This is a genomic window from Paraburkholderia sp. J8-2 (assembly GCF_905220195.1).
Taxonomy (GTDB): Bacteria; Pseudomonadota; Gammaproteobacteria; order Burkholderiales; family Burkholderiaceae; genus Paraburkholderia.
Genome location: NZ_CAJMZA010000006.1, coordinates 373,436 through 393,687, shown reverse-complemented (window position 1 = coordinate 393,687; position 20,252 = coordinate 373,436). Strand labels below are relative to the sequence as shown.

Below are 20,252 nucleotides of genomic sequence, written 5' to 3'. Positions count from 1 at the left end.
CCGTTGACGAACTTGTCACTGGAAACCTGACCGCGCGTTCGCGACAGACGCCGCGAACGCGCGACCTGTCATGCAAGTCTGAACGTCGACACCGCGCCGTCGAGTTCGCGCGCCTGCGACTGCAGTGACTGCGCCGCTGCTGCCGCCTGTTCCACCAGCGCCGCGTTCTGTTGCGTGACTTCGTCCATCTGGGTCACGGCCTGCCCGATCTGCTCGATCCCCCGGCTCTGTTCTTCCGATGCGGAGGCAATTTCCCCGACGATATCCGACACGCTGCGGATCGACCGCGTAACCTGCGTCATCGTCCCGCCGACTTCGGTAGCCTGTTTCGCGCCGTCCTCGATCAATGACACCGACGAGCTGATCAGTTCCTTAATTTCCTTCGCTGCTGCCGCCGAGCGTTGCGCCAGGCTGCGAACCTCGCTCGCCACTACCGCGAAGCCGCGACCCTGCTCGCCCGCACGAGCGGCCTCCACCGCTGCGTTCAGCGCGAGAATGTTCGTCTGGAAGGCGATACCCTCGATGACTTCCGTAATCTCGGACACCTTCGACGAACTGCTGCTGATTCGCCCGATCGTACCGACCATCGCCTGCACCGCGTCGTTACCGCTCTCCGCGAGAGTGGCCGCGTCCGTCGCGAGGCTGTTGGCCTGTCTCGCGTTGTCCGCGTTCTGTTTAACCGTCTGAGTGAGTTGCGCCATGCTAGCCGCGGTCTCCTCGAGCGACGCAGCCTGCTGCTCGGTGCGTGACGACAGGTCTGTATTGCCGTCCGCAATTTCGCGTGAGCCCACCATGATTCCGTCCACGCCGCGGCGTACCACCGACACCGAGCGGGTCAGGCTATCCTGCATGGACTGCATGGCATGCAGCAGACTGCTCTTGTCGCCCGGTCGTACTGCCACATTCCCGCTCAGGTCGCCGCTCGCGATGCGCGACGCGATACCCGCTGCGTACTCCGGCTCACCACCCAGACTCCCGTGTATGCTGCGCTTGACCCACAGAATGCCGGCCGTCACGAGCAGGCCCACAATTACGGTCAAGGTCAGCATGCGCCAGAGCTGGGAATGGAAGCTTTCGTCGATATCGTCGACGTAGGCACCGGTAAAGACGGCCCAGCCCCAGCCGGGGATCTCCCTGCTATAAGTCATCTTCTCTAGGGCATCGGTCTGGCCGGGCTTCGGATACCAGTACTTGCTGATGTGAGTATCCGCATCGGGACGCGCGTGTTTGATAATTTCGTCGGTGATATCCAGCCCATTAACGTCCTTGCTGTGAGTGACGACGCCTTCCCGCTTTGGATCCGGCGGCAGGACGAGCACGACAGCGTCCGACATTCTGTAGATGCCGAGATAACCGCTCTTGTCGGCGTTGTAACGCATCGGGCGAAGTAGTTCCTTCGCCATGTTTTGCGCATCTTCGAGCGACATGGCATTACTGTCGGCTTTGGCCTTGTAGCTCTCGATGAGGCCGGCCGCCATGTCGACTTGCTGGGCAAGCGCTTTTTCGCGCTCATGGACCATCGTCGTCCGGCCGACCATGGCATTGACCACAGCGATACCCACGATGCCAAGCCACAGGAGCACCACGATGCCCCAGAGCTTCCCGTCCAGCGTCTTTGTCACGATCCTTCCCCTTGTGCGAGCCAATCCCGTCCACGCGACGGTTGATTGCGTGTGTAGCAATTTTCCGTGAATTTCGCCCTATCGATCCCATTTCCGGGCGAGTGGCATACCTGACGTTGGCGCGATCCTGTACTCGTCAGGCACGGCCCCGCGCCGTGCGAGTCCACCAGAGTGGCTCCACGTTTCGCAAGTTACCGGGCCGCCCCATTATTTTCATAGTCTGCCCTGTCTTGTAACGGCAGGTCCGTCCAGAACTTGAGCGCAGGTCACGCGCATCGTAGATAGCCTTGCCGCGCAAATCGACAAAGAAAACGTTCTCAAGATACTCACCGTTCCTGATATAAGCCAGCGGCTTTGAGGCACAATCCGGGTCCGCCGCCAAGGTGGATTCATCCAGGCTTGCCGTCATGAAATCCGGAAAGCTTTCCGCGCGACGGACGGCGTTGCCTTGCGGTGCTCCGCGATGAGACTAGCCTCGGCCTGCACGCGGTCAAGAACGTAACGGGTATGTGACTAGTCAACGTATTGTTCTCGACCGGTCAAGATTGTCCTGCTATCGAAGAGCGAAGATCTGCTATCCGACTGCACCTGACATTGGGGTGTCGGTGAGCGCGGCCACGAGAACGGCTGGTGATGGCCGCTTGTCGCCCTGTGGGGGCCGAAAACCACAGGCTTCGGCTCCAGACACCAGATCCTTGATTTAATGCCAATATTTATTGGGGACAACCCGCAAAGCCACATGCAGCCGGGAGCGTTCTAACCGGAAATTTGCGCCGAAATCAGGATCACCCCCGCCAGTGTCACGTCCTCTGTGAGGAATAGCGGCCGACTGGTCCAACCCGACACGACTGCGCCCTTCCACGCTGTCTCGAAGATACGAAGGTCTTCGTCCTCGCTGACGCCGGTATCCACCAGATCGCGAAACGATCGCAGGTTGTACATCTCGAGTTCGTCGCGATGAATTCCGGAAATCAATGACACCGCTTCAAAAATGAGGTCGCGTGCATCGCCTCGTGACGATCTGAGCGCGAAAACGTCGACAGTGCCATCTGGCGTCTGCCAACTCATCCGGTAAAGCAGCTTGCGGCACTTTTCCGACAGCACGGTCATGGAAATCTCCCCAAGGACATTGGAAGCGTAGCACGGCATAGACCTATGAAGGCGCCGCCGAAACGAGGGTGGGCTCTGCGAAACCGTGAACGTCTCCTCAGTCCTGACACGGGGTGAGTCCAGCGTTCGAATGCAGGCCCTCCGAAGGCCGCTTTTCACCCGATCTAAGTGATGCCGCCGTGGACAATGCTCGAAATAGTGCGCAAGGGCGCACATCACTCCCGCTATCACTCACGAGGTTTGCGCGCTATGCCGAGAATCAGCCGACTTGCACTCTGCGCCCTGTCTATGTGTGCCGTCATCCAAACGGGGACCGCATTTGCTGAGCCGACCGTTGCCCAGGTGAATGAGGCAATTCAGCTTGGACAGTACGCTCGCGCAGAGACGCTTCTGCACGAAGTACTGCCTCACCATCCGCATAGCGGGCTGGTCCACTATCTGCTCGCAGACGTGTTGTCGCGCGAAGGTGGACATAAAGAGGAAGCCATGCATCAACTGCAGACCGCGCGAACCTTAAGCCCTGGGTTGCCCTTCGCGCAGCCGCAGGACGTGGCACGAATCGAAGCGGGCGCACGCTCGGCCTCGCCGCTTCCGGTGGCCCCTGAACTAAACGGATCTCAGGAGCCTTCGCCTTTCAGCTTGGTTTGGCTGGTCCGGCACCTCGGGATGGTTTTGTCCGCCGTTGGCCTGCTGCTGCTCGCGATCCTCGCTGCGGCGTTTGCGGTAGTCAAGGGTCGACGAACCGCCCGCGGACTTCACTCGGAAGGTGGAAACGAGGGTATCGAGCCAGAGCTTTTCGGCGGCCCGAGCGGTGAGGAGCGTCACGAGGACCGCCCGCCGGTCGGCGAGCACGAGCCAGCCCGCTCCACGCGACACAATGCCGACGACGACGTTCTTGACCACAGTGCGCCGTACGGTTCAGCCAACTAGCACTCCCGACGTCTTGCGGCCGCCGTACCAGGCGGCGGCCACGGCACGAGACAAGGACGGCGTTGATGGTGCGCGCCCGAGACCTGATTGCGTGCGGCGCCAACCCGCTTCGGGCGCGAACGTCGCGCGGCGAGATCCTGCTGACCGGTGTATCCGCACCGCTTGAACTTCAGACTGGCACAAAGCCTGTGTAGGTCGGTGTCACCCTAACCAGCTTTTCGACAGAGCGCGCCGTTTTCAGTCCCAGGAATCCTGCGACCTCGGACACCGTTGCGCCAGACAGCAGAAGCCGCCGCGCATAGGTCGTACGCAGGACCCGCGGCCCCATGTCATCGCCATGGAAATTGATTTCCCGTAGCGCTTCAGAAACCTGGTTATATACGCTCACGTTCCCTAGCGGCTTGCCGCTGCGGCTTGGGAATGCGAGCGTCGGGTCGCCGCGACTGGGCCCGACGCAGCGTTTGCGCTCCGCAACCCACTCGCGCAACGGCTCAACGCAAAACCCGGAGAGGGCGACGCGATATGCGTCGGCGCCGCGTACGGCCGGACAATCGAATGACGGAACCACGTCGTTGAAAAGGAACTGGTCGAGTCTCGCGTGCGCCGCCTGAGAGGCGGTCAGTCCTGCGCCAGACAGTAGAAGAAGGAGCGCGCGCGTGCGGCGATCCTGCCACGTCGCCGTGGGCATTTCACCAAGCAAATACTCGTGCAGGCGCCCGTCCAACTGGGCTGGCATGCAAACCACCCGTGAGCTCACATTCCGCCCCTTGATCAGGTCGGAAGCGTCCTTCACCGGGTTCTCGCGGCGGTACCCCCGCATGACCAGGTGGTCCATAACGGCATTGATCAGGTTCGTGTAACGCTTAAGTGTCCTGCGCTGTGCCGGAAGCCACGGGCTTTCCTCCTGCTTGCGCAGACCTGGTTCCCCTTGATCGCGCCCAGACACCGACATCAGGAACGACGCCAGACCGTCGACGCCCACCGAGAGAACGGTTGATCGATGCTCGGCAAGGTAGCGGCAGAAGGCGCCAAACATTGCCTGGAACTGCCTGATGCTTCTGTCCGAATATGAGTACTTCTTCTCCATGGTCGCAACATAAAGTGCCCATTGCTGAAAAGCCATGGACGGCGCACTGAGCCAAAACTCGCGCGAAGGCGCGAGATCCTTCGCGCTCTTAGACGGGGTCTCCGTCTCGAGCTCCTCGAAAAGATCGCCTTGAATCGGCATTGCACACCCTCCTCTAACGCGGCATCAACCACCGGGATAGCACCAGGATATCCGGATTCGTTTGCGTTTACAAGAACTTAGATGGCGAAAGATTGTGTCCACACAACCAAACTTCCCTGCCCTTCGGGTATGCATGTCCCCGTGCTGCTGGCGTTGCGGCCCGAAGGGCCGTTTAAGTGAATAAGTGCGCCTTGCCGGTATATTTAGTTCAAGTTGCATTCGCTACTTCTGGCGTTATCCTGCGATATCTTCAACTTGCTGCCTCAGTATTCGATGAGCCAATTCGGCAACGTCACTCACATTCGCCGCGCGTGCGCGACACAGCCGCTTGAGCCGGCGGCGCTGCCGTTTCACTCCTGGGGCCTGGTTTTCGGTTTCAACGAGGCATCCCTCGAGGGAGTTGCAGGTCGACGAGTGGCCTCGAGCAACCTGCCCGGTGAAGTCAACACGTGGTGCGAAGGGACGCAGCCGTGGGCACGTCGCGGCCCCGAGACCTATGCCTTCGCAAGGAACGTCGTTGGGTTTCTTCGCCCGGACTGGCGGGCGTCGTTCTGGTCGCGTGCCTACTTCGAATCGGTCGCTCGGCGGTTTGCGAAGCAATTCCTGATTCCGGCGCCAACGACAGGCGCACGCGTGTCGCGCGCCGACCTGAATGCGTGGCTCGAGTCACTTGGGCTAGCCGCGCTCCCGCTGCCCTGCACCGTTACGCTGGCTCCAATCGACGCCCGATAGCCACAGGAGAGCGACTCGAGAGAGATGATCAATAACCGGGAAAGCACCCCCGCTTTCGACCGGTGTTCCCCAAAGCCGCCTGATACCCTGCCTTTCGAGTTGGCCACCGTACGCTGCATGCTGGCCCCACGGTGGCCCATGTGGCCCGCGCGTTGCTGCGCATAACCCACACAGGATTCGATCAGGTTATGTTGTCCGGCCTCCCCGTTGGTATCGCCTCTACGCTGACACCGCCCGATCCCGCCTTCTATGGTCGGGAAATTGAACCGGTCCTGCGCCCGCTCGGGTCTGCGATCGAGCCTGTCGCCAGGATGATCGTGTTGAGACTCCATGACGCGCTCGCGGTGCCCCGCACTCGCTCTCTCCTGGGCTGTCTCACGGATCTGGAGCGCGACAAGCTCGTACGTCGGCACACGCGCTACCTCCGCACGCTGGCCTCCGCGCGCCTGACTCCAACACGCCATCTTGAGATGGCCCTGCGTCTGGGTCGCTTGCATGCGGAGATCGGTATTCCCCGCGAGGAGCTGTTGGTCGCCTTAAGCGCGACACTGAAACTCCTTCGCGAAGCGCTGCCCGGGACCGACTATGGACACGCACACTACATCCTGAGCCAACGGCTCGTTTCCGATATCGCACAGCAGGCCGTGATGTACCAGGTCCTTCAAGATTCGCGCGCGAGTGTGCTCAGCGAGCTTGAACAGGTTGTGCGAGGGGTGACGTCCAATACGGACCTTCTCTCCCAGTGCGCCAGGGTGATCGGTGAATTGCCTGAGGTTGCCGCCTGCTCCTTTCTCGCGCCGGACACAACCGCCGCCTTCCAGTGGGGATGCATGGCGGGCGACGAGCAAATCCTGAGCGAAATCTCGGCCGTCGGCGTGCCAGACCTCGCGCCCAATGTCTCGCACCCGTCCTGCATTCCGTGGCAGGCGTGGAGCACCGGGCAGTCCATCCATTGCCTCAACGTCCGTTCGGATCCTCGAATGTGGCTATGGCAGACAGCATGCTGCAGCACCGCTGCGCGCTCGCTAGTCTGCGTGCCGATCTCAGCCCGCGACCGCACTCCGCGCGCTTTGCTCGCACTATTTTCACGCAGTCCGGGCGGGTTCGACTCGCCGGATCAACGTGCCCTCGTGCGGCGCCTGCAAGACATCATCGGCGCCGCCTACTCCCGTCTCGACGGGTTGCGCGATTCGGTCGATGCGACGAGATGCGCCCAGCGTAACCGCTGGGCCGAACTCATCAGAGCGGATCGTGCCCTTCAGATCTACTATCAACCGATCATCGACCTCAAAACCGGGCACATCATCAAGGCGGAAGCCCTTGCCCGGCTGCGCGATGGCGACAAGGTGATTGCCCCCGCGGAGTTTTTCCCTGGTCTTTCAGCCGGCGACTTCTACGAGATCTACCGCCGCGGCCTGCACCTCGCGCTGACACAGGGGAGTCAGTGGATAGGTGCCGGACTCAAGTTCCGCATTGCCCTGAATTTGCCCTCCAGCGCCCTAGGTGACCCGCGCTACCTGCATGCAACGACAAGCGCGCTGTCAATGACGCGATTCCCGCCTGAGATGCTCGAGCTGGAACTCCTGGAGACGGATGCCCTTCCCGGGGGGATTGATGTCAGACGCGCGCTCGAACAGTTCAAGGGCCTCGGAATTGCACTGGCCGAAGACGATCTGGGATCGGGGCACAGCAGCCTGAATCGTCTAAGCCAGCTTCCTTTTGACACCATCAAGATCGACCGGGCGATCGTGCGTCTTGCGGGCGCCGACGTCTCCCGTGCGCTGCGGTTCATCTATCAGCTCACGCGACTTGGCCAGTCGCTCGGGAAGAACGTGATTGTCGAGGGAATCGAGGACGTGGAGATGCTCAATGCAGTTCGTATTCTCGGCTCCGATGCCGCGCAAGGCTATGTCATTGCGGCTCCCATGCCTGCCGAGAATCTGGCGGGCTGGGTCAAAACGTACACGCCGTTCAGAATGCCCGCGACGGATTCCCCTGTCGGAATGCCGTCTCGCGTCGCGAGCCTGCTCCTCTGGGAGGAGCGGCTTCACCTGCTGTTAGACCGGGAGGCAGAGCAAACGCGACGGGTCACTGATATTCCGACTCCCTTTCCCTTCGACGGTGATGCCGACACGCACGAGGCGTTGATCGCCGCGGCTCGCCGACACGGTATGCGGAGCGCGCAGTATGCGGCCGCACGAGCGAATCTCCTCCTCGGCCTGTGCTGCCCTGAAGCATCCGCTCATCGACGGCAGCTTTCCGCCTGATCACGACGCCCATGGGCCGGCTCGGTTGGCGTCACAGTCAGCCTATCGATAGCCGCAGCGTCAATGTCAAAATGCGCTCTGACTCGGCAAAAGCGATCCTTCACGAATTTCCGGGGACCCACTACGCGGGCTCTACCCGGCTCCGCGATTCATGAGATTGGAGCAGTCGTCCGCTTATTCACAACACTCGGTCGTTCGATCGCTAAACTACAATTAGTGGCTAGCCCTCGTGACGTCGCGTCAACTGAGGTGCGATCCACGGCCTCGCTGAATTGATCGGCGAGTCGGCTACGATGGCTGCGCTCGAACAACAATCAAATATCTCTGATGATACCTACCAACTTGCTCAATCTCGTCGGCCCCGTGAATCCTGAACAGCGTAGGCAAAACTCTAGGCTTTTCAAAATAGATCGAAAAGATCGGATAGGTCAGATAGCCATGGATCACTATTGGAAGGAGCCTGACGGTTCGGAGGAGCCTGAGGATTGGCAAGGGCCAGACGATCCTGCTGCGAAGTGCTATGACATCGTCCGGGGCAATAATCCCCCAATCGGGTTTATCTGGATTGCTTGTGGCCCCGACGAAGAGATCCCGGAACAACTGAACGTTCACATTGAGTACGTGTTTGTTGTCCCCGCGGAGCGGGGCGGCATGGCGACATGGCTGGCGGATGCAGTGGGCGAGAAAGTGCGAAGCTCGCTTGATAGTCTTGACGCGAACTCGCCGATCACGACCATGAATTCGACATCCCAGCCGGCGACGTCAGTAGGCGTTAATTTTGTTCGCCGCCTAAACGGTGTGCTGAAAGTCCTCAGCCAGAGCCACGGGTTCGATTTCAGGTGTGACGAGGAATACATGCCCGATTGGGACGCTATCTAGACGACCCACAAGAGCGGGGTTAAGCCGCCAGACACTCTGAGCGAACTAAGGCGCGCGCGTTGCAGCGCTGTGGACGAACGTCTCCTATTGGCAAGATAGTCGACTGGCTTCAATACTGGCCGAGTGACACCGATCCGGTCAAACGGCGTCCTTCTCCGGAAATCTACGAAGAAAAAAAAGCCACCCCCGAAGGGGTGGCGTGTTGCCTGTCGTCGGTCTCATGCAGCCAACCTTTCGGCGCCAGCCTGGTGACGTTGACGCTCTCGTTCTTCCCGACGCACTGCGCGATCCGCAAGCCGTTGCAGCCGACGCTCGTATTGCAACTTCCAGACATCGCAGAAGTCCATGCCTTCCTTGATCGGTGCGATCACCCGCACGGTCTTACCCATCGCTCGCAAGCGAGCTGCGAGCAGGCCTGCGTGATGCTCACCCGCGCGGATAAGAACAGATTCGTCCTGGCCGCGTAGCTTGCGCCTTTTCTCCGAGTCGCGATCCGCATAAATGATCACTTCGTCGTACCTTGACCAGTCCAGATCAGCCTTCTCGAGATTGCCGCAATTCAGCATGCTGCGCACCTCGATACGGTTTTCGTACTTGGCGACCACCGCCAATCCGTTCTCCGCACCTTCGGTCAGAGCGACACGTCTGGACACACACGTGTTTAGCCGGATCGAGCCGCCCTGTGGGCCGGCCGGTGATGCCATCTCCTTCTTGGCGGACTCCGGCTCGCCATCCTTGTTGATGAAGGCGATTTTTCCTTGCCCGTTAGGCAGCAGGAAGCACCGCTGAAGCGTGCGTGCAGTCAGATCCCCCGCAGCAACCAGCCGCTGCAGAAAAACCGGAAAGCGCCCCTGCAATTTCTCGTCCATCCAGAAGTCGATCCCAGGATGGAAGCGCAGATCGGGTCCGAGCCACTCAATGCGCAAGCCCGGAATCCTGCCAGAGAGGTAAGTCCACGCTGGCGTCTCCTCTGTAATAGGGCGACTGCTTTCCCAGACCCGACGCAATGCGGCGCGTGCCTCATCCGGCGACTTCTTTTTGTACGCTTTCGCGGGAGTTGCAGGAACCAGAGGTGGACGCCCCTGGTTGTAATTCTTGCTCCGGAGTTCGGCAAAAATCTCCCCGATGGGCTTCCCGGTGATCTCGTGAATGACGCTCACGAGGCCGCTGCCCCCCGTTTCTTCCTTTGCGCAGTACCAGGCTGTGCCTCCTTTCCGGCTATCCCAGATGATGCGGAAGCACTTCGAGCCGGAGCACATAGGACACGTCGTCCACAGGCCGCTCAGGAGGTCCTTGTCATCCAGGTAGTACGGCGCCACGTTGAGCCAATCGACCTTGGTCACGTCGACCCGTTCATTTCCGTCTTTCATGATGTCTGCCTCTTGCCAACTATTGGCTAAATGAAAAGGCGCACTACGTCATCAGACTCGAGTTGAGCCTTCCTGATGGATGCACGCACACCCATCAGGAAAGCCCCCGAAGGGGACTTTCCCGAACCGTTTCCGGTCCTTGTTACATCGTTGACGATGCCCGCTGCCAGTCCGCCAAAGAGGCGTCCAGGAGAAATGGGATGTCGTCATCCGGAGGATCGTCATAGCCGCCATTCGCCGGCACACCGGAGGCCGGTCGATTCGAATGACCGCCGCCCGACCCACCACGCGAAGCGCCACCTTGCGACGGTCGGTTACCGGATGAGCGGGAGGCGCGGGGATTACCGCCCCGATCCTCACCATCAGCACCATCACCGCCACCAGTGCGACCTCCAAGCATCTGCATCTGGTCAGCGACGATCTCCGTTGAGTAGCGATCGGAGCCGTCTTCGGCCTGCCATTTGCGCGTGCGAATACGGCCTTCGAGATACACGGGCGAGCCCTTCTTGAGGTACTCGGACACGATCTCGGCAAGACGCCCGAAGAACACCACCCGGTGCCATTCGGTCGCCTCCTTGAACTCACCCGAGGCCTTGTCCTTGTATCGATCGGTCGTCGCGAGGCGGATGTTCGCCACCGCGTCCCCGCTCGGCAGATAACGCACCTCGGGATCGGCTCCGAGATTGCCAACCAGGATGACCTTGTTCACTGATGCCATTTCATGACTCCCTTGCTCATCTGAGCTGTTGCTAAAAATTCCTGCTTTAGGTGAGGCCGGCCAGCATCGCTGACCGGCCCCCGACCTTATTTGCTTCGACCACGTTTCACGACGTGAACGTCGTAGTGATTGATGGTCTTGTGCTCCGTCTTTCCGTTCGCCTTCGTACGCCACGCCTTCTGGAAGCCGCGTTTCAGGGTGATGGTGTCGCCAGCACGCACGAAGTGCTGCTTGACGAACTCTTCCACCTGGTAGCCACGGAACTGAAGCTCCTCTCCGTTCTTCGTCCGGATGTCGATCGCGTAGATCTCGAACGGCTCGCCCTTTTCCGGCTTTTGAAGTGTCGTGCCGTGCCGCAGCACCACGCCTTCGTGCCGCTTCTGGCCACGATAGGAGATCTCTTCCTCAACCCAGCCACCGTCTACTGTCGTGGCCCCCGCGGGCGCGGGCGCCTCACGGGGCACACGCTGTGGCGCTGGTGCAGGCTCGCGCGTGCGAGACGCTTGGGCTTGCTGCGGTTGCGGCCGAGATTCTCGTTGCGATTGCGCACGTGTGGCCGTGGAGGCCTTTTGCGCATCGAGTTCTTCGGCGCATGGCACATCCATCCACATCGGCGCGTGCTCGTACTGCGACGCAGGCTCATACATCGAGGGGTCGCCTTGGGTCGCCGCTTTTTGGACGGGCGCTGCGGGCTGATCCGTGGCCTTTGCTGCACCGTTAGCCGTTTGCTTCTCCGCCGCAGACGTCGCCTTCTTACGGGTACGCGTTGCCTTTGCGTTCGCGAACTCGCGACCCGTAAAGGCGATCGCCTCGGTAAGCGAAAACGCGGTCTTCTCTCCCGCAGCCGTACTGCGCATGTAGGGGGCGAGCGTGACCCGGGGGTGCCCGAGATGCATGCGACGGATTTCGCTGATCTGGCCGTCCTCGACATAGACTGAGAACAGGACCTTCTTGCCGGCGATTTCCTCCGTGTGGTGTTGGAACGCCACTGACCGCTCGTCACGACGTGCCCAGTAGCCCTTACCCATCGTTGACGGATGATCGGCCGACGCTCGACGAATCACCTTCGCGGGAGCCTCGTCGGTCGCGTCGTTAAGCTTTGAAGGCGAGGAAGCCTCACGCTTCACCGTCCTCTCAGCCTTCGGGGCTGACGCCGCCGGCGCTTCCTTAGCAGTAGCAGCCGTCGTGCGTTGAGCCGCGACTTCCGCTTCGACCGCGCGCTTGGCGTTTGCAACGTCGCGCGCTGCTGCGACCTTCGCACTCAACTTCGAGTACTCGCGACCGGATTTCACCGTGACGAAATACAGCACCGCCCAGGTGAGCTTCACAGCCACGAAGCACAGCTTCAGAAAGGCCGCGAGCATCGCGAACAGCCCAGCGTTATGCGCGGGGCGCCGTCCGTAGCGTCCGAAAGTTTGCGTCTTCAAGATTTCCTCCAATTTGTAACGTCTACGTATTCTTCGAGCTTGCGCTCACATTTCAGAACGAAGCCGGCATCGCAAAGCGCTTCGATTGCTCGAAGCATTGGTGCGAAGTGCTCGCGCACACAGCGAGCAACCACCCGGCGGATTCGCTCTGCGCCCCATCCGAGCCGATGACAGACGAATTCGAACGTCACCATCACGTCGACGATCGATCCCCCGTCAATCGGCTCAGGAGCTCGCGCGTCCTGAAGGCCGTAGATCCACTGCAATGCACCGTAAAGCCGCACCTCGTCGCGATCGCTTTTCTCGAACCCGAAAAGGTCCGCATTGGCGTTCTCGACGAAATTGCGGCGCTTGACGATTGCACGCAGGTCGTTCCACATGAGATTGGCGAGCAGCTTGCACATCACAAGCTCAGCGTCATCGCCGTCATCGATCTGGCACAGCAGCGCATCGAACGCTGCCGGGTCAACCCTGTCGGACGAGTCATCACGCACGGCTCGCTCTTCTTCCTCGCGAGCGCGGCGCGTGGCCGCGCTCTCGTTCATTCCGCCGTCCGCGTGAGCACGGCGGCGGGCATCCTTCATCAGGATTGCCCACGAGCCACCGACGTCTGCCGCACGCGTTACTGCCGCGGGCGTGTCACCTTCGTCGGCCTCGTGCTGGCAGATTTCCATTACGGGTAAAGCACTCCGCTCCACTGCAACGACCCGTACCGGAGGTAAGGGATCGCTCAACAGCGCGGGGAGCTTCGCTGGCGGTGCCAATACGGCTTCGCCAAACAAATTGAGGTTCATATGCATCCCCCTGTGTCGTGCCTCCGAGAGGCAAATAGAAAGCCGGGGATTGCTGTGGGATGCCTTTCCCGTACCGCACCGGGTACGGGAAAGACCTTGTGGGTCTTTCCGGGGTGGCTAGAGATCGGCTACGTTGATCACGTAGTCGGCCAGCCCCTGAACTTCCTTCGACTGAGTCACGAAGTACTCTCGTGCGTAGCCGCCAATCTCCATGCTGCGCCGCTTGAGCTGGACGAACTGACGCTTCTTCGTCTCGTCGAGCAGCCCGTCCGTCTCATCCGAAAAATGGGTGTCGGAATGAAGCCGGTTGCAGCGCGCCAGGTGAAGTGACACCGCACGCATGAGACAGTCGTTCACATAGACCGACTGCCCGCCGGAGAGGTCCCTTACGGGCTTCTCGCGACCATCCTGAGCATCCAGGACCATGATCTCGAAGCCTTCACGAAGCGCGCCGGAGCGCAGCGACTTTTGCGTCTCGAAGCGAAGCGAGAACCGCTGTCCGTAACAGGCAACGAGAAGATCGTTGGCGATCTCCGCAATGCCAGGACCGTCGTCATCGATCGAGAAGGCAACCAGCCCGTTACGGCCAAGTGCCAGAGCCACAAGTTCCCAGCCCTCGATCTCTCGCGCCAGTCGTTCCGCGATCGACGGTAGCGGCTCCAGTCCCACAAGCGAAGCCTGTGCGTGGCCGACCCGCTCGTACGCCTGCGCACGAAGTGTCTGCGCGGAGGCGATATCGGCCTTGAGCGACGCGGTAGTGCGCTCGGCCGCAGCCAAAGCCTCAGCAACTGCCTTGACTGCATTGGGGTCGGCCGTCGCCGGCAATGCCGCCAGCTTCACTTCGATTGCCTTGAGCGCTTCGTGATGTGCGTCGTGTGCCTGCTGAATGAGGCTTTGGCAGGAGGTGTTCGCCACGACGATCTCAGTCTGCAGTGCTGCATGCTGAGCCTGAAGCGCCCTTTGGGTCGCGCGTTTGCCGTCGAGCGTTTCGATCAGCCCAGGCCTCGCGGCCCGTGCTTCTTCAATCAGCGTGGACTTGGCGGCGATCGGCACGAGAGCGTCAAGGTCCTGGACCGCCCTGTCCAGTTCCTTTCGAAGCTTCGTGTCTTCCGCCTCAAGCGCATCCAGCTTAACGACTTCGGCATCTGTCGCAGCAAGGCTTTCACGCAACTGCCTGTAGCGCGCGATCTGCCCTTTGAGCTCGGTCGCGACGTCCGCCAGTTTTGCGCGTGCCTCACGTGCGTCCGTGAGCAACTCGCATTCACGTGCCAGACCAGAACCCGCACATGGCACCCGATCAGCAAGCGATGCCGTCCGCTCGAGCATAGCGTGCTGGGCTCGCGCTGCGGTACCGTTCGCGGTCACCGTCGCAAGGTCCCGCGTATGCGCCATGACGGCGCTGCGATGGGGCTTGAGGATGATGATCTGCTGCCCGATCACAGACAGCGTATCGGTGAGTAGTTGACGGGTCTGCTGCAGCGGCGACACCTTCCGGGCCGCATCGAGCACCGCGCCCTCCTCGGCGATACGCTGATCGAGCAGCAACAGCCGGCTTTCGCCTTCCGTGATGTCTCGCGCGAGCGCCTTAAGCGAGGTTTCGAGCTCCGTACCACGTTGGGTCAGATGCTGGACCTGCTTCGAGAATTGAGCCGTGATCTCGCTGCGGCGAGCAGCCGTGCGCCTTTCCTCGACGTCGATCTGCGCGCGCCATTCCTGACGCTGCGTTTCGACATGCTTGAGACCTGCCGCCTGCGCATCGAGTCGAACGCGCTGCTCACGCAGCGCAATGACCTCTGATTCAGCCTCCCCGAGCGCACCTGCGTGCCGGGAAAGTTGCGCATCGATCGCGCCGACTTCAGCACGGGCTGCATCGAACGCTGCCCGCACCTCCGCACCATCACGGATTCGGGCCTGCACGTCCTCGAGTTCGCGCCGCAGGTGCATGGCGATCTCGGCAGCGCTTGCGCTGTCGCGCAAAAGTTCGTCGTGGCCTAGCCACGCGCTCAGGAGTGCCTTCGCGTCAGCGTGCTCGTAGTCCCCAAGCAGCTTGCGCTTGTGGGCTGCAAACCGCGTGGTGAAGAACACCTCGGGCGAGCCGAGGATTGACTCGACGCAGTGGTCGTAGGTTGCGGTGCTGCCGTCCGAAACAGTGCCGTCGGAAAGTTTCACCGGCGCCCAGTCGTTGCCACTCCAGCGCAGCAGGTACGCCTGCTGGCTTTGCGACTTGCCGGTTGTCTTGAAGACGAGGTCAGTGCGGTAGAGGGTGTTTTCATGAGCCCAGTCGAGTTGCTTCTGGGCCAGGGGTTCAGCGATGACATCCCAGTACGAAAACGCCGATGGGCGATAAATCTTGCACTTTGACGGCATGAGCCGGTACGGGTGCAGGTTATCCATCAGCGTGGTCTTGCCGTCTCCGTTATCGCCGACGAGCGCAACAAGCTTCGCCCATTCGGGGATTTCGGTCAGGTCAAGTGTGATCTGGGATTTACGTCGTCCGGACAGGATTCCGGCGAACCCCCGCAAGAAGAGCTTTGCGGGTTTCATTGCGATCTCCATGCCGCTGTGCGGCGTATCAGAAACGGACGCGAGTGCGTGTTCTGACGTCGGGATCGACGCAGACCAATTTTCGCGCAGCGAATGCGCGGGAAAAATGACTGCGTTTTTGAACTACTGCTTATGCCGCCGTGCGACCAGTTCCAAGACTACACAACTTGTCGGACTGGCGCAACAGGGACCGGCGCTATGGGGCTCGCGCGCGGGCCATCGACTGAATGAATCAAATGTGAGGTTTGGGAAAGCCCGAAAGTCCCCGGAGGGACTTTCGAGTGGTTTCGATTAATCGCTAGGCCGCGAGTTGCTTCGCCGGACGGCGAAACAGGATCGGAAAGAGTGCAACGCCGACCGCTGCTACCGGAGCCACGACACCCATAACCACGTAGCTGGAATGGAGTGCGAGCTTGCTCTCTTGAATCGCGCTCCAAAGGAGCAGGATGAAACCGCTTTCGAAGAGGATTGCGAAGGCCAGAAACGCGTTGGATTTAAAGATCGATTTCATGATTAACCCCTTATGCGAATTAACGCCTGGAAAAGGAGTCAGCGCAAAGCGCTCGGCTGAGGCACTTGCATCAGCGGAACGCGCGGAGCGCCAGCAGTGCGCCACTCCCCTAGGGAAGCGGCGACCTTGCTTTTCAATGGTTACGCGGTAAGCGCACCTTGACGATTCTCCAGCGCCACGATGTGCGGGAGCAGACGTGCATATGCAGCCTTGTCGTCGGTGTCACCACCACGGTAGTTTCGAAGGATGGATGCGAAATAGCGAATTCGGGTCCCGCGAAACTCGAACGTGGGGTCCGAAACAATCGCGAGAAACTCCTCCACATTACCTGCCTGAGCCGCCACTTCGACCGGACGCATCTCGAACGAATTGACGCCATTGACGTCGTTCTCGTTCGGGTTCCAGCCGCTGGTCGTGCGATGACCGGTCAGGCTATAGAGGTTTCGCTTGATGGTTGTGTTCATGATTCACCCCTTTTGCGAATTAACGCTTGGAAAAGGAGTCGGCGCACTGCGCTCGATTGAGGTTCGTGCCTCAATGGAACGCGCGGCAATTCATGAAACGACTTGACTGCTTGATGCTTGGCTTGATGCCGATCTAACGGCTGGGATCGACTATAGCATGGGTCACCCGCCCGGAAGCCACGGGTGCTGACTTATGGTTAGGCACGCACCGCCACCCCCTGAGGGGCGACGGCGCGGTCCGTTAAACCAACATCGTTTCTGGTTGACGAAGTCTCTCGAGCAGCGCCGCTTGATGCACGGTTGCGTCCGGGAACCGCCCCAACGCGCCGGGGAAGTAGTCCAGATTCAGTTCCGTGCCAATCCAGTTCCGCTCCAGCGACTCGGCAACACGTCCGGTCTGGAACGACCCGCTGAATGGATCCCACACCGTGTCGCCTTTCACTGTCGTCATTTTGATGAAGTGTTCTGGCAATCCGGCCGGGAATCGCGCCGGATGCACCTTAAAGCCGTTCTCACGGCAGTGCCGCTGGTACCCGTCATTCGAGGCAGTATTGCTCAAGCTCAAAAGGTTGCCCGGGATCGCGCCGCCGTTGTCTGCCGCGAATGCGCCGTTGTTCATCTGGTGCCCGCTCGGACGGTTCGCGCCTGACTGACCGCCAGCCGCAAGGGTTGCGCGCATAGACTCGCTGTACGGCACGAGGACCTGACGGTTATCTCCATACGGCATGTCGTTGGGCGCGAACCAGTACAACGGCTCAATCGACGTCTTTACTCGGACGCGGCGAACCGTTACCCACTCGGCAGGCGACGGCATCTTCGCAGGGTTGTGCCAGGCGTAGCGTTGACACAACTTCCAGCCAAGCTCGTCCTCCAGGCGAATGATCAACCGCTCCTGGTAAGTCGAGAACGACGGCTCACCGCGATTCATCACGTCGCCCAGGTTGATGACGACCGAGCCGTCTTGGGTGAGCTTCTTCGGCCAGAGTTCCGCGATACGCAGCAACCAGTCGACGTATTCGTGGGCCGCTCGATTGCCATATTCCTTGGCCCTCAGGAGCGGGTAAGGTGGCGAAGTGAAGATGAGACGAACACTGCGATCATCGATGTGCGCCACAGCTTCTTCGGCTCGGCCATAGAGCGCGATCCCCTGCGCCGTTTCGAAGATCGTGATCACAAGGCCTGGGGTCGCACGATGGAGCGATTCCTTGCCTTGCCCGGTCAGTTCCCACACCGCGCGACCTGTCGGTGCCACAAGGCCGAGGGCCTTGGCTTTTTGCTGTGCCCAGCGACACGTGTGCTCGAAGCGGTTGTACGTGCAATCACCCGAAACGAACGTTTCGCTTCGCATTTCGTCGCTCACGCCCATCTTCAGTGCGAGCGCGTCATACAGGTCACCCGTGCGTGCACTACCACCGACGTTCTCCAGACAGTCGAGCAGAGGCAGAACAAACTGCTGCTGCGTGGGCATTGCGCGTTTGCTTTTCATGATTGGCTCCTTTTACCCCGTGGGGTGTTCAAAAAAGGGGCCGGTCTGCGGCGCGACGCAACTTCGATACGTGCCGCGGGGACCGCTTCGATGAGTACTGCCTCATCGAAACGTAGAGTCTCTAGAGCGGCTTGGGGCCGTCCTTTCGGACAGCCCCTCACCTGACAATGTGCAGACGAGCGTTTGACACGTGGTGTGACGCCGGCTGCTTCAAGTCGAGTTTCTAAACCGGCTGTGACTCTCGCCACAGCGTTTGCCAGTGCCCGGTGAAGCGGGCGGCGTATTTAGGCGAATGCCGTATTACGCAAGCGTTTTCTGCATGCTCATCCGAAGCGGCCGCCCGCGTGAAATTGAACGAACCAGTCTCGACCGCCGTGCCATCCAGTACGAGAAATTTGTCATGTAGCATTTGACGCTGATTGTCCACCCGTACGGGAATTCCATTCTCCTTTAGCATGCCAACCTTCGACGCCGGTCGCTGGTTCTCGGTCGCGTCGGCTACGACGGCAACTTGAACGCCACGTTGCTTCGCCGCGATTAGCGCACGCGCGACTTCGACAGAAGTGAACTCGTACGCGGCTACGAGGATCGTCGCGCGATCGCCTGGACGCACACGCACCTCGTTGATCGCCTTAAGCACGCGCGGCAGGGCCCCGCCGTTGGGCGAAAACCCGCAGTCCCATGTCGCACCGGGTTCGAAGGAAACCTCCTCTCCGAAGGGTTGCACGGATTCCGAGCGAGCGACCCGCGTGACACGTTCGGTTGCGCCGCTAAACGCGTGCTGCGCCATCGACATCAGACCTTCCACGGTTTGCGCCCGCGAAGAGGTCGATGCCATCGCCAGCATTAGCGCCAGGCTCGCGGCGAATAGTTTTTGCTTCATTGAATATTTCCTTGATCAGGTTACCTGCAATTGATCGCGCATCGCCAACACCCAGCATGCGCACTCTCGGTACGACGACCGACGCATCGTTCTGCGTTGCTTCGCACCACTTTCCTACCTTCTCGGCGAGCGTCGGTAGCGTTGAAATCCCGCTGCACCGCTGCCTTTGAGTCACCAGCAGCTTCGACTCGATCTGCACGTCGGCTGCGTTTGCGAGTGCCTGACGAACCGCCTGTGTGTCCACCGCCGCCGCATATTCCGCGTCGACTGTGTAGCGCACACGAACGAAGGCCCCCTCACATTCGATTGCTTTCTCGGCGAGCCACGCGACATCGGGGACACCTTCAAACGAGAAGTCCACCATGACCCGAGCGGGCGTTGGATGCAACGTGTGTTGACACGCATGAGAGCCGACAGTCCACACGAGAAATCCCTTTTGCCCAATCTCGCCGTGATGAAAGCGGCCAATGGAACCGCCGTAGGCGATCTCCTGGTGCACCCCGTCGACATCGCGCTCCCAGCTCTGATACTTGTGCAAGTGACCGAGCATCGTGGCTGTGGCTTGCGCGCCGTAAAGCGCACCGGCGGTGAACTCGTGGTCCTTCCCGGCCATCGGAACTCCATGCTCTGTCATCGAACCGCGGACCGTTCCATGGCCAACTTGCACGGTCGGTATGCCGCGTTCGCGTGCGGCGCGGTTCATCGGTCCGAAGACGCCGAGCATGAGGCCCGCGAGCACATCACCCATGGCTTCGGATACGTGCTCTGCGCCGACGGAAGCTACGAGGTCGCCGCGGTTCACGGTGGGAACGCACGACACGAGCAGGCGCGCCCCTTCCAGATCCTCGACCGACGTCACGGGCCGCCAGCTGTTGCCAACGAGAGCGACCTGGCCGATGCGCTCGACCGTCTCCACCGGGTAGCGTCCGCTCGCGAAGCGAAAGAGCGGCAGCATGCCCTGGTAGTCGTGCAGGAAGGTGCCCTGGATGATCAGCACCGGACAGTGATCCGCGAGGCGCCGGATCTGATGCATGAGAGCATGCAGCGCCGGCGAGTGCGCATCCTGCTTGTGGTCAGTCGAATCGCCCGTGAAAATTGCCACGTCCACCCCCTCCCCGATCGCCACGGTTACGGCGTGATCGGTACATCGCGAGGACTCGACGAGGTTGGTTGGGGAGTAATGCAGGTCACCCAACTGGGCAATCCGTACAACACCCGCGCTTTGTTTGCCGTTCATTGGTTGCTCCCATGCCACTGTGTGGCGAACAAGAAAAGGAGCCTTCAGAC

16 protein-coding genes are annotated in these 20,252 nt (G+C 60.6%); 2 read left to right on the top strand and 14 right to left on the bottom strand.

The annotated features are described in order from the left end of the window. Nucleotides 1-68 precede the first annotated feature (68 nt). From U5A52_RS17370 to U5A52_RS17355, 4 genes are all read right to left on the bottom strand, one after another. The gene (locus U5A52_RS17370) at nt 69-1,622 is read right to left on the bottom strand and encodes a methyl-accepting chemotaxis protein (protein WP_321935598.1); all 1,554 of its coding nucleotides are present in this window, start codon (nt 1,620-1,622) and stop codon (nt 69-71) included. Nucleotides 1,623-2,378: 756 nt separating this feature from the next. Next, nucleotides 2,379-2,732, bottom strand: a complete 354-nt coding sequence (locus U5A52_RS17365) for a hypothetical protein (protein ID WP_321935597.1) — start codon at nt 2,730-2,732, stop codon at nt 2,379-2,381. Nucleotides 2,733-3,338: 606 nt separating this feature from the next. Beyond that, the gene (locus U5A52_RS17360; protein ID WP_321935596.1) at nt 3,339-3,635 is read right to left on the bottom strand and encodes a hypothetical protein; all 297 of its coding nucleotides are present in this window, start codon (nt 3,633-3,635) and stop codon (nt 3,339-3,341) included. A gap of 196 nt (nt 3,636-3,831) precedes the next feature. Then, the gene (locus U5A52_RS17355; protein ID WP_321935594.1) at nt 3,832-4,890 is read right to left on the bottom strand and encodes a tyrosine-type recombinase/integrase; all 1,059 of its coding nucleotides are present in this window, start codon (nt 4,888-4,890) and stop codon (nt 3,832-3,834) included. A gap of 920 nt (nt 4,891-5,810) precedes the next feature. On the opposite strand from U5A52_RS17355, the gene U5A52_RS17350 reads away from it, so the two are divergent. Together U5A52_RS17350 and U5A52_RS17345 are read left to right on the top strand one after the other, a co-directional pair. Beyond that, nucleotides 5,811-7,889: an EAL domain-containing protein gene (locus U5A52_RS17350; RefSeq protein ID WP_321935593.1), complete on the top strand. Its 2,079-nt coding sequence runs from the start codon at nt 5,811-5,813 to the stop codon at nt 7,887-7,889. Between the two features lie 438 nt (nt 7,890-8,327). After that, on the top strand, nt 8,328-8,768 hold the full coding sequence (locus tag U5A52_RS17345) for a hypothetical protein (protein WP_321935592.1): 441 nt from the start codon (nt 8,328-8,330) through the stop codon (nt 8,766-8,768). A 218-nt stretch (nt 8,769-8,986) separates the two neighbouring features. Here the strand turns inward: U5A52_RS17345 and U5A52_RS17340 are convergent, their stop codons facing one another. The 10 genes from U5A52_RS17340 to U5A52_RS17295 form a co-directional block, all read right to left on the bottom strand. Further along, nucleotides 8,987-10,138: a toprim domain-containing protein gene (locus U5A52_RS17340; protein WP_321935591.1), complete on the bottom strand. Its 1,152-nt coding sequence runs from the start codon at nt 10,136-10,138 to the stop codon at nt 8,987-8,989. Between the two features lie 142 nt (nt 10,139-10,280). Further along, the gene (gene ssb / locus U5A52_RS17335; protein WP_321935590.1) at nt 10,281-10,856 is read right to left on the bottom strand and encodes a single-stranded DNA-binding protein; all 576 of its coding nucleotides are present in this window, start codon (nt 10,854-10,856) and stop codon (nt 10,281-10,283) included. Nucleotides 10,857-10,942: 86 nt separating this feature from the next. Beyond that, nucleotides 10,943-12,283, bottom strand: a complete 1,341-nt coding sequence (locus U5A52_RS17330) for a hypothetical protein (protein WP_321935589.1) — start codon at nt 12,281-12,283, stop codon at nt 10,943-10,945. Then, nucleotides 12,280-13,077, bottom strand: coding sequence for a hypothetical protein (locus tag U5A52_RS17325; protein WP_321935588.1), 798 nt, complete (start codon nt 13,075-13,077; stop codon nt 12,280-12,282). Before U5A52_RS17325 ends, U5A52_RS17330 begins: the two co-directional genes overlap by 4 nt. 117 nt (nt 13,078-13,194) lie before the next feature. After that, nucleotides 13,195-15,621 carry a hypothetical protein gene (locus tag U5A52_RS17320; RefSeq protein ID WP_321935587.1) on the bottom strand — a complete coding sequence of 809 codons (2,427 nt, stop codon included), beginning with the start codon at nt 15,619-15,621 and terminating at the stop codon, nt 13,195-13,197. Nucleotides 15,622-15,919: 298 nt separating this feature from the next. Further along, nucleotides 15,920-16,132, bottom strand: coding sequence for a hypothetical protein (locus U5A52_RS17315; protein ID WP_321935586.1), 213 nt, complete (start codon nt 16,130-16,132; stop codon nt 15,920-15,922). A 140-nt stretch (nt 16,133-16,272) separates the two neighbouring features. Continuing rightward, on the bottom strand, nt 16,273-16,596 hold the full coding sequence (locus U5A52_RS17310) for a hypothetical protein (RefSeq protein ID WP_321935585.1): 324 nt from the start codon (nt 16,594-16,596) through the stop codon (nt 16,273-16,275). A gap of 241 nt (nt 16,597-16,837) precedes the next feature. Further along, a complete protein-coding gene (locus tag U5A52_RS17305) occupies nt 16,838-18,082 on the bottom strand; it encodes a site-specific DNA-methyltransferase (RefSeq protein ID WP_321935584.1) in 1,245 nt (414 codons plus the stop codon). A gap of 223 nt (nt 18,083-18,305) precedes the next feature. After that, the gene (locus U5A52_RS17300; RefSeq protein ID WP_321935583.1) at nt 18,306-18,965 is read right to left on the bottom strand and encodes a phospholipase D family protein; all 660 of its coding nucleotides are present in this window, start codon (nt 18,963-18,965) and stop codon (nt 18,306-18,308) included. Then, a complete protein-coding gene (locus U5A52_RS17295) occupies nt 18,853-20,202 on the bottom strand; it encodes a hypothetical protein (RefSeq protein ID WP_321935582.1) in 1,350 nt (449 codons plus the stop codon). The genes U5A52_RS17300 and U5A52_RS17295 overlap by 113 nt, the downstream gene beginning before the upstream one ends. Between the last annotated feature and the right edge of the window lie 50 nt (nt 20,203-20,252).

Excerpts from the sequence above, each read along its gene's own strand:
- U5A52_RS17365 (WP_321935597.1), bottom strand. The coding sequence starts at position 2,732 with ATGACCGTGCTGTCGGAAAAGTGCCGCAAGCTGCTTTACCGGATGAGT.
- U5A52_RS17355 (WP_321935594.1), bottom strand. The coding sequence starts at position 4,890 with ATGCCGATTCAAGGCGATCTTTTCGAGGAGCTCGAGACGGAGACCCCG.
- U5A52_RS17350 (WP_321935593.1), top strand. The coding sequence starts at position 5,811 with ATGTTGTCCGGCCTCCCCGTTGGTATCGCCTCTACGCTGACACCGCCC.
- U5A52_RS17345 (WP_321935592.1), top strand. The coding sequence starts at position 8,328 with ATGGATCACTATTGGAAGGAGCCTGACGGTTCGGAGGAGCCTGAGGAT.
- U5A52_RS17340 (WP_321935591.1), bottom strand. The coding sequence starts at position 10,138 with ATGAAAGACGGAAATGAACGGGTCGACGTGACCAAGGTCGATTGGCTC.
- ssb (WP_321935590.1), bottom strand. The coding sequence starts at position 10,856 with ATGGCATCAGTGAACAAGGTCATCCTGGTTGGCAATCTCGGAGCCGAT.
- U5A52_RS17325 (WP_321935588.1), bottom strand. The coding sequence starts at position 13,077 with ATGAACCTCAATTTGTTTGGCGAAGCCGTATTGGCACCGCCAGCGAAG.
- U5A52_RS17320 (WP_321935587.1), bottom strand. The coding sequence starts at position 15,621 with ATGAAACCCGCAAAGCTCTTCTTGCGGGGGTTCGCCGGAATCCTGTCC.
- U5A52_RS17315 (WP_321935586.1), bottom strand. The coding sequence starts at position 16,132 with ATGAAATCGATCTTTAAATCCAACGCGTTTCTGGCCTTCGCAATCCTC.
- U5A52_RS17310 (WP_321935585.1), bottom strand. The coding sequence starts at position 16,596 with ATGAACACAACCATCAAGCGAAACCTCTATAGCCTGACCGGTCATCGC.
- U5A52_RS17305 (WP_321935584.1), bottom strand. The coding sequence starts at position 18,082 with ATGAAAAGCAAACGCGCAATGCCCACGCAGCAGCAGTTTGTTCTGCCT.
- U5A52_RS17300 (WP_321935583.1), bottom strand. The coding sequence starts at position 18,965 with ATGAAGCAAAAACTATTCGCCGCGAGCCTGGCGCTAATGCTGGCGATG.
- U5A52_RS17295 (WP_321935582.1), bottom strand. The coding sequence starts at position 20,202 with ATGAACGGCAAACAAAGCGCGGGTGTTGTACGGATTGCCCAGTTGGGT.